The organism is Chelatococcus sp. HY11 (genome assembly GCF_018398335.1).
Lineage (GTDB): Bacteria > Pseudomonadota > Alphaproteobacteria > Rhizobiales > Beijerinckiaceae > Chelatococcus.
Genome location: NZ_JAHBRX010000001.1, coordinates 849,083 through 862,922 on the forward strand (window position 1 = coordinate 849,083; position 13,840 = coordinate 862,922).

13 protein-coding genes are annotated in these 13,840 nt (G+C 64.6%); 11 read left to right on the forward strand and 2 right to left on the reverse strand.

Annotated elements, in window-relative coordinates; translation table 11 throughout:
- The first annotated feature begins 27 nt into the window (after positions 1 to 27).
- From KIO74_RS04160 to KIO74_RS04210, 11 genes are all read left to right on the forward strand, one after another.
- Entirely contained in the window at positions 28 to 951 is a 924-nt protein-coding gene (locus tag KIO74_RS04160; protein WP_502762017.1) for a dihydrodipicolinate synthase family protein, read from the forward strand.
- Positions 944 to 2,137, forward strand: a complete 1,194-nt coding sequence (locus tag KIO74_RS04165; protein ID WP_213330791.1) for a mandelate racemase/muconate lactonizing enzyme family protein — start codon at positions 944 to 946, stop codon at positions 2,135 to 2,137. Before KIO74_RS04160 ends, KIO74_RS04165 begins: the two co-directional genes overlap by 8 nt.
- 163 nt (positions 2,138 to 2,300) lie before the next feature.
- Positions 2,301 to 3,551, forward strand: a complete 1,251-nt coding sequence (locus KIO74_RS04170) for an ABC transporter substrate-binding protein (protein ID WP_249731153.1) — start codon at positions 2,301 to 2,303, stop codon at positions 3,549 to 3,551.
- A 224-nt stretch (positions 3,552 to 3,775) separates the two neighbouring features.
- A complete protein-coding gene (locus KIO74_RS04175; RefSeq protein WP_213330793.1) occupies positions 3,776 to 4,828 on the forward strand; it encodes a M14 family metallopeptidase in 1,053 nt (350 codons plus the stop codon).
- The gene (locus KIO74_RS04180) at positions 4,825 to 5,784 is read left to right on the forward strand and encodes a carbohydrate ABC transporter permease (RefSeq protein WP_213330795.1); all 960 of its coding nucleotides are present in this window, start codon (positions 4,825 to 4,827) and stop codon (positions 5,782 to 5,784) included. The genes KIO74_RS04175 and KIO74_RS04180 overlap by 4 nt, the downstream gene beginning before the upstream one ends.
- A gap of 12 nt (positions 5,785 to 5,796) precedes the next feature.
- On the forward strand, positions 5,797 to 6,627 hold the full coding sequence (locus KIO74_RS04185; protein ID WP_213330797.1) for a carbohydrate ABC transporter permease: 831 nt from the start codon (positions 5,797 to 5,799) through the stop codon (positions 6,625 to 6,627).
- A 15-nt stretch (positions 6,628 to 6,642) separates the two neighbouring features.
- Positions 6,643 to 7,773 carry an ABC transporter ATP-binding protein gene (locus KIO74_RS04190; protein WP_213330799.1) on the forward strand — a complete coding sequence of 377 codons (1,131 nt, stop codon included), beginning with the start codon at positions 6,643 to 6,645 and terminating at the stop codon, positions 7,771 to 7,773.
- Between the two features lie 150 nt (positions 7,774 to 7,923).
- Complete coding sequence (locus KIO74_RS04195) at positions 7,924 to 8,907, forward strand: NAD-dependent epimerase/dehydratase family protein (protein WP_213330801.1); 984 nt, start codon at positions 7,924 to 7,926, stop codon at positions 8,905 to 8,907.
- Positions 8,883 to 10,592 carry an SMP-30/gluconolactonase/LRE family protein gene (locus tag KIO74_RS04200; RefSeq protein ID WP_213330803.1) on the forward strand — a complete coding sequence of 570 codons (1,710 nt, stop codon included), beginning with the start codon at positions 8,883 to 8,885 and terminating at the stop codon, positions 10,590 to 10,592. Before KIO74_RS04195 ends, KIO74_RS04200 begins: the two co-directional genes overlap by 25 nt.
- Before the next feature lie 4 nt (positions 10,593 to 10,596).
- A complete protein-coding gene (locus KIO74_RS04205; protein WP_213330805.1) occupies positions 10,597 to 11,355 on the forward strand; it encodes an SDR family NAD(P)-dependent oxidoreductase in 759 nt (252 codons plus the stop codon).
- A complete protein-coding gene (locus KIO74_RS04210) occupies positions 11,355 to 12,785 on the forward strand; it encodes an FAD-binding oxidoreductase (RefSeq protein ID WP_213330807.1) in 1,431 nt (476 codons plus the stop codon). The genes KIO74_RS04205 and KIO74_RS04210 overlap by 1 nt, the downstream gene beginning before the upstream one ends.
- A gap of 48 nt (positions 12,786 to 12,833) precedes the next feature.
- Here the strand turns inward: KIO74_RS04210 and KIO74_RS04215 are convergent, their stop codons facing one another.
- Complete coding sequence (locus KIO74_RS04215; protein WP_213330809.1) at positions 12,834 to 13,055, reverse strand: hypothetical protein; 222 nt, start codon at positions 13,053 to 13,055, stop codon at positions 12,834 to 12,836.
- A gap of 190 nt (positions 13,056 to 13,245) precedes the next feature.
- Positions 13,246 to 13,617 carry a hypothetical protein gene (locus KIO74_RS04220; protein ID WP_213330811.1) on the reverse strand — a complete coding sequence of 124 codons (372 nt, stop codon included), beginning with the start codon at positions 13,615 to 13,617 and terminating at the stop codon, positions 13,246 to 13,248.
- Between the last annotated feature and the right edge of the window lie 223 nt (positions 13,618 to 13,840).

Genomic DNA, 13,840 nt, shown 5'->3' on the forward strand with positions numbered 1-13,840 from the left:
AATATATGGATCAAAAAGGAGGATCGATTGCTCCAAGGCCTATCGCTCACCGGCATCCTGCCCGTCCTGCCCACGCCTTTCCGCGGCGATGGGGCGGTCGATCTCCCAGCGATGGAGCGCATCGTCGATTTCGCGCTCGCCTGCGGCGCCAATGGCCTCGTCTTTCCAGGCTTCGCGAGCGAGGTCGATGACTTGACCGCTGATGAGCGCGCGACGCTCCTGCGCAGGGTAGTGGCGCGCGTCGGCGGCCGTGTTCCCGTGGTCGCGGGAGCCAGCGCGCCGAGCGCGGAAGAGGCCATTGCCCATTCTCGGGATGCGGTTGCGGCCGGCGTCACCACGGTGATGATCCAGGCGCCGAAGAGCGTCGGCGTGGGGGCTGAGGCAGTGGGCGCCTTCTATCGGACGATTGCCGAGGCCGTTCCGGAGATCAGTATCGTCCTGCAGAATGCGCCCGCGCCGCGCGGCTCGGATCTGAATGCGGAGACCATCCACACGATCGTCGCAGGCAACCCGTCCATCACCTATGTCAAGGAAGAGACGCTGCCGTCAGGTCCGCCGATCTCCGCGATTCTCAAGGGCAAGCCGGCGCATCTCAAGGGCGTGATCGGCGGCGGCGGTGCGCGCTACATCATCGATGAATATCAGCGCGGTGCCTGCGCGGCGATGCCGGCCGTCGAGATCACCGACGTCCATGTCGCCCTCGACCGGGCCTTCCGCGCCGGCGATGTCGCCAAGGCGCGCGAGCTCTACATGCGCACCTTGCCGCTGCTCGTGATCCAGGCGAACTACCGCATGCGTTTCACCAAGCATGTGCTGAGCCGCCGCGGCATCATGGACAACGATGTCGTGCGGGCGAAGCTGCTCACCTTTGACGATTACGACGTGGCGGAGATCGACGCCTGGCTCGATCTGGCGCACGACCTCCTGACCGTGGAGGGCGCGCATGTCTGAACGGCCGGCCGGTCATAAGGCTGATCAAGTCGCCAAGGTCGAGGTCTTTTCGATCACCATCCCACGTGACACGCCCTATCTCGGGGCGCTTCGTCCCGGCGAGAGCGTCAACGAGAAGGGATACATCGTGCGGCTCGGCAACCGCACGGTCTATCCGACCGCCGACCGCACGGTCGTCGTGCGCATCGAGACCCGCGACGGGGCGGTCGGCTGGGGCGAGACCTACGGTATCGTCGCGCCCGGCGCCGTCATCGCCCTGATCTCGGATCTGCTCGGCCCCTTCGTGGTTGGGCGCGACCCCCATGACGTGGTCGTGATCCACGAGGATCTCTACGATCTGATGCGGGTGCGCGGCTATACCGGTGGGTTCTATCTGGATGCCCTAGCCGCGATCGATATCGCGCTGTGGGATCTCTCGGGCCAGCTCGCCGGACTGCCGATCGTCAAAATGCTGGGTGGCCAGCGGCATGATGATTTGCCGGCTTATGTTTCCGGGCTTCCCAAGCGGACCCTGGCCGAGCGGGCAGATTTCGCGGCGGAATGGCAGGGCAGGGGCTTCGACAGCTTCAAGTTTGCCGCGCCCGTCGCCGATGATGGCGTGGTGGCCGAGATGGAGAGCCTGCGCGGCCGCCTCGGGCCGAAGGCGCGCATCGCCTGCGACATGCACTGGGTCCATACCGCAGAGGAGGCGGTTGCGCTGATCCGCGCGATGGAGCCGCATGGGCTCTGGTTCGCCGAAGCCCCCGTGAAGCCCGAGGATATCGACGGGCTCGCCCATGTCGCGCGGTCGGTTTCGACGACGGTGGCGGCGGGTGAGGAATGGCGCACCGTCTTCGATCTCGTGCCGCGGGTCGCGCGCCGTGCCTGTGGTATCATCCAGCCGGAGATGGGCCATACGGGGATCACCGAGTTCATGCGCATCGGCCGTTATGCCGAGGCGCATCATCTCAAGGTCATTCCGCATGCGACCATCGGCATCGGCCTGTTCATGGCGGCGAGCCTCCATGCGAGTTCGGCGCTCACCGTGGTCGAGTGCCACGAGTACCAACATTCGGTTTTCGAACCGAACAGGCGTCTTATCGAGAGTGACATGGACTGCGCGGCGGGACTCTACAGTCTGCCAACCGGGACAGGGCTTGGCGTCAAGCCCTCCCAGGAAGCGCTCAAGCTGCTGCAGAAGCACTGATGCGGAAGGCCGCGTCGGCGGCCGTCCGTTCTGAATGAATTCTCCAGTCCGGGTGGCCGACAACGGCCTCCTTCGTTGAACAGATAATTGTCGGGAGGGACACAGAATGACATTCAATGGGATGAAACGCTGGGCGGTCGGCGCGGTTGCGGCGGCAGCTCTCATGGCCGGCTCCGGCCAGATCTTCACGGGCCAGGGCTTCATGGGCCAGGCTTTCGCCGCCGACAAGGTGCTCAAATTCGTCTCGTGGCAAAAGGACGAGCGCGGCGTCGGCGACTGGTGGGCTTCGATCATCAAGGAATTCGAGGCGAAGCACCCCGGCGTCAAGATCGAGTGGACGAAGGTCGAGCGCGGGGCCTTCGCCGACACGATGACAACCCTCTTCGCCGGCGGCACACCTCCGGATATCGTGCATCTGGCGTCATTCGAGTTCCAGAAATTCGCCGACAACGGCTGGCTGGCCGACCTCGATCCCTTCATCAAGAAGTCGAAGCTCGATCTCAACAACTGGGCCGGCCAGGAAAAGTGCAAGTGGGACGGTGAAACCGTCTGTATCATGATGCTCTATTACGGTGGGCTCATGGCGTATAACGAGGATCTGCTCAAGAAAGCCGGTGTGAGTGTCCCGAAGAACTGGGACGAGTTCATCGAAGTCGTTCGCAAGACCACGAAGGACACGAACGGCGACGGCATCATGGACCAGTTCGGGACCGGCCATGAGACCAAGGGCGGTGGCGGGCAGTATCTTGCCGAGATGATCAGCTATCTCCTCGACGCCAAGGCCGCCTTCACCGACGCCAAGGGCAACGTCACCATCGACACGCCGCAGATGATCGAGGGTCTGCGACGCTGGAAGACGGTCATCAAGGACAATCTCACGCCGCGCGACCTGTCGGCCGGTGAAATCCGCCAGCTCTTCGCCGATGGCCGCATCGCCATCCGCATCGATGGTCCCTGGCTCTATCCGATTATCGAAAAGGCCAAGCCCGAGGTGCGCCCGAACCTGAAGCTCGCCGCCCCGCCGTTCAACCCGCCGCTCGGTGGCACATCGAATATCCTCGGGATCGCAAGCGAGGTGTCCGAGGAGAACCAGCAGCTTGCGTGGGATTTCATCGCGATCGCGACGTCCGACCAGTTCCAGTCGAGCTTCGCTACTCTGGCCAATTCAACGCCGCCGAGCCCGCGCGCCGACGTGACGGAGGCCAAGAAGACGACGCCGCATTTCGATCTCCTGATCGAGACGCAGCAGGCGGCCTCGAAGGCGGGTGTCGACCGCATCCCCGTCGGACTGGAGATCCAGTTCAACGAGTTCGCCAAGATGATCATGGAGGAATCCCAGCGCATGATCATCCAGGACCTCGACCCGGCCCAGGTCGCCAAGACCATGCAGGCCAAGGCCGAGGCCATGAAGTAGGGCGTAGGACCCCCACCCCTTACCCCTCCCCGCAAGGGGGAGGGGCATCGGTTGGCGGCGCACCTCTTTCCCGAGTGCACAGCATGGTTTCGGATTTATCCGCAACGGTGCCGCGCCCCTCCCCCTTGCGGGGAGGGGTAAGGGGTGGAAGGCGCAGCCTTCCCGCGGGTGACCGCAAGACGTCGATCCGTGACCGAAGCCCTGAATAGCGACCCGGACCGCTCATGACCGCTGAAAGCCCGACCATCGCAGATGCCGCACCGCGCGAGGATTTGGCCGCCTTGCGCGACCGCGCGACGTCAGTCAGCGCGCAGATTGAAAAAGAGCGCCGCCACGCCGGGATCGCGTGCCGGGACCTCAGCCCCTTCGCGCAAGGCGCGGGCGGCATCCCTTATGCCTTCACCTTCGACAGCGGCCGCGCCGGCCCGCATGTGGTGGTGACCAGCCTCGCCCATGGCAACGAGCCGGGCGGGCTCGAGGCAGTGGTGACGCTGCTCGAGCGGGGCATTCGCCCGGAGATCGGCCGGCTGTCACTCGCCATCTGCAACGTAGCCGCCTATGCCGCGACCAATGGCGTGGATCCCTACGGCATCCGCTTCATTGAGGATGACTTCAACCGACTGTGGGATGATGCGATCCTGAACAGCGATCGCCGGTCCATAGAGCTCGATCGCGCGCGGCAGCTCAGGCCACTCATTGCCGGCGCCGACGTGCTGCTCGACCTTCACGCGACGCCCTATGAGGCGACGCCTTATTTCGTCCTGAAGCCGGGCTCGCGGGCGGCCGCGCTTGCAGACCGCATCGGCCAGCCGCATACCCGCTTCGTCTTCAACACGGGCAGCGTCCACAGCCCGACCCTGACGAATTACAATCAGTTCAGCGATTCCACGGGAACGGCCGTCGGCCTGACCGTCGAATGCGGACTGTTTTTCGCGCGCTCGGGCGCGGATGTGGCCCTGTCGACCATCGGCAAGCTGCTCGCCATAGAGGGCCTGATCTCTGACGAGACCGCCGCCTCGCTCATCGTCTGGCGGGATCCGTCGCCGCGCCGGCTGATCACGGTCGAGGAGACGCAGGCCGTCCGGACGGCCGATGTCCGCCTTCTCAGCCGGCCCGGCGACTTCATTGCCTATGCCAGTGGCGAGGTTGCCGCCTTCGACGGCGAGGCGCCCATCCGCGCGCCGTTCGACGGGGCCGTTCCACTCTGGGTCAAGCAGACCTTCGTCGCCGGCGACACCGCCTTCATGTGGGCCCGCCAAAGCCTGGAGAGCCAATGAACCAGCACCACACCATCGCGCGCCCCTTTACGCCACGTCCGGCCCCGGCACGCCGGAGGTTCGGTCTTGATCTCGCCAGGCCGAGCCGCCGTCACTGGCTGGGCTATCTGCTGCTGGCACCCGCCGTGGTGCTGATCGCGCTGATCATCATCTATCCGCTGTTCGTTTCGGTCGACATGTCCTTCCAGAACGTCGGCCTCGTGCGGCTCGGCGCGCCGCGGCGTCCCTTCACGACGATCAACTACGAGCGGCTGTTCACGTCGCCCGAGTTCTGGATGGCCTGCTGGGTGACCTTCAAGCTCATCGTCGTAGTGACGATCTCCTGTTTCGTGCTGGGCGTCGGGACGGGGCTGTTGGTGAACAACAAGTTCCGGGGCAGGGCGATCGCGCGGCTGTTCGTGGCCTTGCCCTGGGCCGTGCCCGAGATCGTCGCCGTTGTCATCTTCGCTTGGATCTTCGATTCCTCCTTTGGCCTGATGAATTGGTTCTTCATCAAGCTCGGCCTCGTCAACACGACCATCAACTGGTTCTCCGACCCGACCGCGGCCTTCGCGGCGGTGGCGGTGACCATGGTGTGGAAGGGCTACCCCTTCGTCTCGATCATGACGCTGGCCGGCCTCCAATCCATCCCGGAGGATTTCTACAACGCGGCCCGCGTCGACGGCGCCAATGCCTGGCAGCGCTTCATCAACATCACCTTGCCCTGCCTGATGCCGGTGCTCGGCGTGACCATGGTGCTGACGATCCTGTGGGTGTTCCGCGATTTCTCCATCATCTACGTGCTCACCGGCGGTGGCCCGCTGAAGGCGACCCAGACCCTGTCGATCATGACCTACGAACAGGCCTTCAGCTTCTTCAAGATGGGCTATGCCTCGGCGGTCGGCGTCGTCACGTTGATCCTCTGCGTCGTCGCGAGCCGCCTGATGGTCGGGCGCTCAACTGAATCGATCTACTGAGGAGGTATCGCGATGCGCGCACGCTCCAGCCGTCAGGCTCTTCTCTATCTCGGCGTCGTCCTCACCTGCGGGGTGCTTCTGTTCCCCATCTACTGGCTGGTGGTCACGGCGCTCTCGCCGGCGGATTCATTGCATCACCTGCCGCCGAAGTTCTGGCCGGACGTGCCCCAGTGGGGCATCTTCCGTGAGATCATCGAGCAGCGGCCAATTCCCCTGTGGCTCGGCAACTCGATCCTCGCGGCGCTCGGCTCCGTCGGCATCTCGATGTTCGTGTCCGTCTTCGCCGGCTACTCGCTGTCGCGCTTCCGGCTCAGGGGCGGGCCCTCGCTCGGCCTGTTCATCCTGACGGCGAAGATGCTGCCGGCGACCCTGCTCGTCATTCCCTTGTTCGGCATCTTCCGCCAGCTCGGCCTGATCGGCAGCCTGTGGTCGATCATCCTCGCCCACGCGACGCTGATCGTTCCCTTCAGCACCTGGATGTTGAAAGGCTATTTCGACACCATTCCGCGTGAGCTCGAACAGGCAGCCATGGTCGACGGCTGCTCGCCGCTCGGCGCCATGTTCCGCGTCATCCTTCCAGTCGCGACGCCCGGGCTCGCCGCGACCGCCCTCTACGGCTTCGTGCTGTCCTGGTCGGACTATGCCTATGCCCGCACCTTCCTGACCAACTCGCAGACCAACTGGACGGCCAATCTGGGCATCACGACCATGAAGGGCGAGTACATCACCAACTGGAACCAGATTTCGGCCGCAGCGGTGCTCGTCGCCCTGCCGATCATCGTCATCTACCTGTTCCTTGAGCGCTACCTTGTCGGCGGGCTGACCGCTGGCGCCGAAAAGTGAGGCCGTGAAACACGCATGGCGGGAATCCGTATCGAACACGTCACGAAATCCTATGGCCCGCTGGCGGTCCTGAAGGATTTTAATCTCGACATCGCCGACGGTGAATTCGTGGTCTTCGTCGGCCCATCCGGCTGCGGCAAGTCGACCATGTTGAAGATCCTCGCGGGGCTTGAGGAGGCGACATCAGGTCGCGTGCTCATCGGCGACCGCGAGGTCACGGACCTGGCGCCAGGCGATCGCGACATCGCCATGGTGTTCCAGAACTACGCGCTTTATCCGCATCTGACGGTCGCCAAGAACATGGGCTTCGGCCTGAAGATGCGCGGGACGCCGGCTGCCGAGATCGACAGGCGCGTCAAGGACGCGGCCCGCATTCTCGGCGTCGAGCACCTGCTCGACCGTCGCCCGCGCGCGTTGTCCGGCGGCCAGCGTCAGCGCGTGGCGCTGGGCCGCGCCATCGTGCGCGAGCCGCAGGCCTTCCTGATGGACGAGCCCCTGTCGAACCTCGACGCCAAGCTCCGGGTGCATATGCGCGCCGAGATCAGCGCGCTGCACAAGCGGCTCGGGGTCACCACGATCTATGTGACGCACGATCAGATCGAAGCGATGACCATGGCGGATCGCATCGTCATCATGCGCGACGGCGAAATCCAGCAGATCGCCGCGCCGGACGAAATGTTCGCGGATCCTGCCAATCTGTTCGTCGCCGGCTTCATCGGCTCGCCGGGGATGAACTTCCTCAAGTCGAAGCTGACGCTCGGCAGCGGGGCAGGGACGGTGTCGCTCTATGGGCAGGACGTGAAGCTCACGTTACCGGCGGAACGCCTCAAGCCCCTCGATGGCCGGGAGGTTATCCTTGGCCTCAGGCCCGAGCATATCACGGAGGGCAACAGCCCGGTCACCTTCACCGTGAGCCCACGGCTCGTCGAAAGCCTCGGCAGCGAGAAATACGTCTATTGCGACATTCCGGAGGCGAACCGGACAGACATCGCGCGTGCCGCCGGCGTCGATGACGAGCGGGGCGACGCCCAGATCGCGCGCCTGATCAACGCGGGCGACATCGCCCTCGGGCGGCCGGTGCAGCTCGGCTTCGATCCGGCGCGCCTGCATGTGTTCGACGCCGAGACCGGCCGTGCGGTGCGGTGAGGGGAGCTCGAATGCGGCGGTCATCGGGAAGGTGTTTTACCTCTCCCCGGCGGGGAGAGGTCGGACGCGCAGCGTCCGGGTGAGGGGGAGCATCCCTCGCGGTATCGGTTGGCTCACAACAATAATCGTTCGGCAGAATAGAGGACAGTCATGACCATCGTCGTCACCGGCAGTGCCGGCCGTATCGGCTCCAAGGTGGTGCAGGCGCTTATTGATCGCGGCGAGCAGGTCGCGGGCTTTGATTTGCGGCCGCTCGGGCTCGCGCATCAGAACTACCGCGAGGTGGTCGGGCCATTCGACGATCGTGAGGCGGCGAGGCGCGCGCTGGAAGGCGCGACCGCGGTCCTGCATCTCGGCGCCTTCATGTCCTGGCTGGCGGCCGACGCCGACAAGCTGCACCGCGCCAATGTGGACGGGACGCGCGTTATCCTGGAGGCGGCCGCCGCCGCCCGGGTCGGGCGCATCGTGTTCGCCTCGTCCGGCGAGGTCTATCCCGAGAATATGCCGGACTATCAGCCGATTGACGAGAAGCATCCGCTGAAGCCGCGCTCGCCCTATGGACTGACCAAGCTCCTCGGTGAGGAACTGGTGCGTTTCACCGAGCGCACGGCCGGCATTCCCTCCGTCATCCTGCGCTTCTCCCACACGCAGGACGCGCGCGAACTCCTTGATACCGGGAGCTTCTTTTCTGGGCCGCGCTTCTTCCTGCACCCCAAGATCCGCCAGCAGGAGGCCTTTGGCAACCGTGCGGCCGTCGAGGCCTTGAAGCGCGTCGACGATGGCCGCGAGGCGCTCGTGCTATCGCGCAACGAGAACGGCCGACCGTTCAAGATGCACATCACCGACACGCGCGACATGGTGTCGGGCATCCTGCTCGGGCTCGACCATGAGAAGGCGATCGGCGAGGCCTTCAACCTGGGGGCAACCGATCCCGTTGACTTCGCCGATGCACTGCCGCAGATGGCCGCAGCGACAGGCTTGCCGCTGCATACCGTCGATCTGCCGGGGGCGGGCGTCTACTATCACACCTCCAACAGCAAGATTCGCCACCTATTGGGGTATCGACCGACATGGACGATCGATCGCATGATCGGCGAGGCGGCACAGACATGGACCAAGATGCGCGCGTCCTGACGCCCGAGGAGCGCGATGTCCCGACGGGCGCCGCTGCGCTCGCCAAGGGCCTCTATCTCCTCGACGTTATCGGAGAATATGCCTCGCCGCCGCGCTTCAAGGATCTGCAGGCGGCGACCAAGCTGCCGAAGGGCACGCTCGCGCGCATGCTCAACACGCTCGTCCTGTTTCGCCTCGTGCGGCACGAGGACAGCGACAACACCTACAGGCTCGGCCACCGGCTGTTCGAGCTGGCGCACCGGGTCTGGGAATCCTTCGACCTCCGGGGTGTTGCAGGGCCCGTGCTCGACCGGCTGGCGGACGAGACGCGCGAGACGGTGGCGATCTGCGCGGTCGACAACGGCGAGGTGCTCTATATCGACCAGCGTTCGCGCGGCGGGGCCTTCGGTTTCCGCATCGAAATCGGCCGGCGCGCCCCGCTGCATTGCACGGCGGGCGGCAAGGCCCTGCTCGCCTTCGCCGCGCCGCATGAGCAGAGGGCGCTGCTCGATGACTTGACGCTCGATCGCTATTCCGAGCGGACGATCACCGACGAGGGGGCACTGGTGGCCGATCTCGCTTTGTCGCGGGCGCGGGGATACGCGATCTCGCTGGCCGAGCACGTGCCGGGTGTATCCTCGGTGGCAGCGCCGGTGTTCGACCATACGGGCAAGGCGGTCGCTGCGCTCGGGGTCTACGGGCCGAGCTCGCGCCTCTCCAACGATCGCCTGCATGTCACCGGCCGCGACCTGATGGCCGCCGCCCGGCAGATATCCGGCAATGTCGGCGCTTCCCAGCTCAACATCACCTCTTACGTTCGTCCGGGGCGCGCCGCCGACGCGGATGTGGAATGCGTCCTGCCCTGGGGCGCCCATCTCGCGGAGGGGCCGGTGTGGTCGACGCGGGAGCAGCGCCTCTACTGGGTCGATATCCTCGCGCCCGCCGTCTACCGCTTCGATCCGGCGACGCGGAGCAACGAGGAAGTCGTCATGCCGCGCCTCATCAGCGCGGTCGCGCCGCGCCACGACGGCGGGCTCGTGGCCTTGACCCAGGATGGCCTCGAAGCCTTCGATTTCGCGACTGGCCGCCTGACGCGGCTCGTCGATCCTGAAGCCGATATCCCTGATAACCGCTTCAACGACGGCAAATGCGATGCGCGCGGGCGCATGTGGGCCGGCACCATGCGCCTCGACGCGAGCCGAGCCGCGGGCGCTCTCTACGCCATCGGGCCGGATCTTTCGTGGCAGCGGGCCGATACGGGCTTCACCGTGGCCAACGGGATAGACTGGAGCCCGGACGGTCGGACGCTCTATTTCGCCGATTCGGCCGGCCGCATCTATTCCTATGCCTTCGATGTCGAGAGCGGCACTGTTGGCGAGCGTCGCATCTTCGCCTCGGTCGACAAGGAGGAGGGCCGCCCGGACGGCCTCGCCGTCGATGCCGAGGGCTATGTCTGGTGTGCCATCTGGGATGGCTGGTGCGTGAGGCGCTTCGCGCCGGATGGCAGCCTCGATCGCGAAGTACGCCTGCCCGTGCCGCGTCCGACCAGTGTCGCCTTCGGCGGGGCCGATTTGAAAACGCTCTTCATCACCTCCGCGCGCATCCGCCTGCCGTCCCGCGTGCTGACCGACGCGCCGTTCTCCGGTGGGCTTTTCGCCTTGCCGGTCGACGTGCCGGGCCTTCCGGCGCACGCCTTCGCGGGATGACATCATGAGCCAGGCCCGATATCCCGACCTCGCAGCCAAGCCCGTGCTCATCACCGGGGGCGCCGATGGCATCGGCCGCGCCATGGTGGAAGCCTTTGCGGCGCAGGGCGCTCCTGTCGGTTTCCTCGATATCGACGCGAGCCTTGGCCAAGCGCTGGCCGACAGGCTCGCCGGGGAGGGCGCGACAGCCCACTTCGCGGCTGCCGATCTGCGTGACATCGCGGCGACACAAGCGGCCATCACCGCCCTCTCCGCGAGGCTCGGCCCCTTTTCCGTGCTCGTCAACAATGCGGGCCACGATGAGCGGCACCGTTTTGACGACGTCACGCTGGCTTATTGGGACGACCGGATGGCGGTGAACCTCCGGCACATGATGTTCGTGACGCAAGCTGTCGTACCCGGCATGCGCGCGGGCGGGAGCGGGGCGGTCATCAACCTCAGTTCGACCTCGTGGATGCAGGGGGCGCCCGGCATCATCGCCTATACGACAGCGAAATCGGCGGTGGTCGGCTTCACGCGCTCGCTGGCGCGGGAACTCGGGGGCGATGGCATTCGCGTCAATGCCGTCACCCCCGGCTGGGTGATGACCGAACGCCAGCGGGCAGCCGCCACGCCGGAGCGCCTGGTCAAGGCGCAGGAGCGGCAAGCGCTCAAGGGCGAGATCATGCCCGGCGATATCGCGGCCATGGTCCTGTTCCTCGCCTCCGAAGCGGCCCGCATGTGCACGGGCCAGAACTATATTGTCGACGCCGGAGTGGTTTGATGGCCGTGGACAAGCTCGGCGCGCTCACGAACGTCCTCGATCCCGCCGCGATACTGGTGGCCGATGACGACATGGCGCCCTATCTCGCCGACTGGCGTGGGCGCTATGTCGGTCGGGCCCAGGCGGTCCTGCGCCCGCGCAGCGTGGAGCAGGTTTCCGCCGTTCTGCGCTGGGCCAGCGAGACCCGCACACCGGTTTTCCCGCAGGGCGGCAACACCGGGCTCGCGGGTGGCGCGACGCCTGACGAGGGCGGCACAGGGATCGTGCTGGCGCTCGGCCGGCTCAACCGGATCCTTGATATCGATACAGCCGGCAACACGATGGTGGTGGAGGCCGGCGCCATCCTCGCCGACGTCCAGCGGGCGGCAGACGATGCGGAGCGTCTTTTCCCGATGAGCCTCGGCAGCGAGGGAAGCTGCCAGATCGGCGGCATCATTGCGACCAATGCGGGCGGGATCAACGTGATCCGCTATGGCACAACCCGCGAGCTCGTGCTGGGGCTCGACTACGTGCTGGCCGACGGCACCATCGTGCGTGGCCTCAAACGCCTGCCGAAGAACAACACGGGCTATGACCTGCGCCACCTCCTGATCGGCTCCGAGGGGACGCTCGCGGTGATCACCGCGGCTGCGCTCAAGCTCTTCCCACGCCCAACGGCGAGCGCCAGCGCCTTCTGCGCGGTGTCGAGCCCGCAGAAGGCGGTGGATCTCCTGTCCCTGCTCAGGCAGCGGCTTGTCGGGCGTATCTCGAGCTTCGAATTGATGTGCGACGGCGAGATGGGTTTCGTGCTCGACGGTGACGTTGGTGGAGATCTGCGCTTGCCTGTCGCGGAGAGAGCGCCCTGGTATGTCTTCATCGAGGTGGCCGACAGCGGGGAGGAGGCCGTGCTTGTCGAGATGCTGACGGCAGCGCTCGGCGAGGCGTTTGAGCGGGATTACGTGCTTGACGCCGCGATCGCGCAGAGCGAGGGCCAGGCCAAGGCGATCTGGCATCTGCGCTTCGCCGTGTCGGAAGCCAACAGGCGCGCCGGCCCCAATGTCTCCCACGACACGTCCGTGGCGACCGCCGATGTGCCCGCCTTTCTCGCGGAGGTCTCGACCACGCTCGCGGACCGATTCCCTTCGGTGCGCCCCTTGTTCGTTGGCCATGTTGGAGACGGCAATATCCACGTCATCGCGCTTTTTCCGCATGACAGCTTTGCCGATCGCGCAGCCTTCGAGACGGCTGCGTCAGCCGTGAATGATTGCATATTTGGCGTGGTCGACCGTTTCCATGGCAGCATCAGCGCCGAACATGGAATCGGGCGTTCGCTCGCCCGCCGTTTGCCCGATCATACCGATAAAGCGGCCTATCGGCTGATGAACGGCATCAAGCAACTCTATGATCCGCTTGGGATCCTCAATCCGGGCAAGGTTCTTCTGAGGGGCTGAACAAGCGGGGTCGGCGAGGGCCGGGATGCGGTCCTCGCCAGGTCAACTCTAATGCGCGGGCTCAGCCACGGCCGCGGCCTCGAGGGCCGCGAGGAATTTCCGCGCGTCTTTCTCGAAAACACTCCAGTTTGGCTTGGTCTTCGGAACCTCCGTCGTGCTGTCACCAACCTGGATGGTTTCCGTCAAGCCAGTGCCGAGAAGCTTGTCGGGATCCTGTCCCTCAGCCTCGCACAAAGCGCGCGCCACGCGCTCAATCGCTTCGTTCGTCATAGCGACTCCTTCTCGATCTGTTTTCCTGTCGCGACCGCGGTAGCACGGAAGCAGCATGGAACACAAAACCTGCGCTCCGCATCGTCTTTGTGACGAAGCGATAAAGGCGATCGATTTTGTCCGCATTCAATGACGAAATCCGGGAAGCGCTTGCTCTTCCCGGATAGAACGCGCCCGCTTGGATATCGCCTCAAGCGTGCAAAGGATGCGGAAGCTCAATTTCCAGCTGATGCGACTTGTCGATGACACCTCTCCACCAGGGGCGCGCCTTCTGGAGTGGGGACAAGGAAGCGTTGGCGTCTTCCGGCAATATCATTCCTCTCAGAAGGAATTCCGTGCGCAGGTCGCGCCGTGCGGTCCCGGCTGCTTCTGCGGAATCAGCCGCGAACAAATCACCCAGAATTTTGACCCAACAAGGATCCGGCTCATATTGAATAAGTTTCTGCACGACGATGATAGCGTCATTAATATTGGTAATATGCGCGATATTCCCTTCCCAAGGAAGGTAGACGTCCAGACTAGGTCTTATGGATATATTATGCTTATCCAACGCGTTGTACATGAGACCCTCTCCCCCAAATCTCATTCAAACCTAGCATTTTTTGCGAAGCCCATAGGTTCCCCGCTCCGCATAAATAATGTGGCAAACAGTGCAACTTTCAGTCTATTAGACTAAAGTATAATTCTTTGCTTCAGGACGGTGAGATGCGCTCAAAATGAGAGGGGCTGCATGCCGGGGCGGGTTCAATCGTATTGTTTCCATGCATTTTTTTCTTTTGCCACGT

Coding starts and splice junctions, on each gene's coding strand:
- KIO74_RS04205 (WP_213330805.1), top strand. CDS start 10,597: ATGAGCCAGGCCCGATATCCCGACCTCGCAGCCAAGCCCGTGCTCATC.
- KIO74_RS04195 (WP_213330801.1), top strand. CDS start 7,924: ATGACCATCGTCGTCACCGGCAGTGCCGGCCGTATCGGCTCCAAGGTG.
- KIO74_RS04165 (WP_213330791.1), top strand. CDS start 944: ATGTCTGAACGGCCGGCCGGTCATAAGGCTGATCAAGTCGCCAAGGTC.
- KIO74_RS04215 (WP_213330809.1), bottom strand. CDS start 13,055: ATGACGAACGAAGCGATTGAGCGCGTGGCGCGCGCTTTGTGCGAGGCT.
- KIO74_RS04200 (WP_213330803.1), top strand. CDS start 8,883: ATGGACCAAGATGCGCGCGTCCTGACGCCCGAGGAGCGCGATGTCCCG.
- KIO74_RS04170 (WP_249731153.1), top strand. CDS start 2,301: ATGGCCGGCTCCGGCCAGATCTTCACGGGCCAGGGCTTCATGGGCCAG.
- KIO74_RS04220 (WP_213330811.1), bottom strand. CDS start 13,617: ATGTACAACGCGTTGGATAAGCATAATATATCCATAAGACCTAGTCTG.
- KIO74_RS04210 (WP_213330807.1), top strand. CDS start 11,355: ATGGCCGTGGACAAGCTCGGCGCGCTCACGAACGTCCTCGATCCCGCC.
- KIO74_RS04175 (WP_213330793.1), top strand. CDS start 3,776: ATGACCGCTGAAAGCCCGACCATCGCAGATGCCGCACCGCGCGAGGAT.
- KIO74_RS04185 (WP_213330797.1), top strand. CDS start 5,797: ATGCGCGCACGCTCCAGCCGTCAGGCTCTTCTCTATCTCGGCGTCGTC.
- KIO74_RS04180 (WP_213330795.1), top strand. CDS start 4,825: ATGAACCAGCACCACACCATCGCGCGCCCCTTTACGCCACGTCCGGCC.
- KIO74_RS04190 (WP_213330799.1), top strand. CDS start 6,643: ATGGCGGGAATCCGTATCGAACACGTCACGAAATCCTATGGCCCGCTG.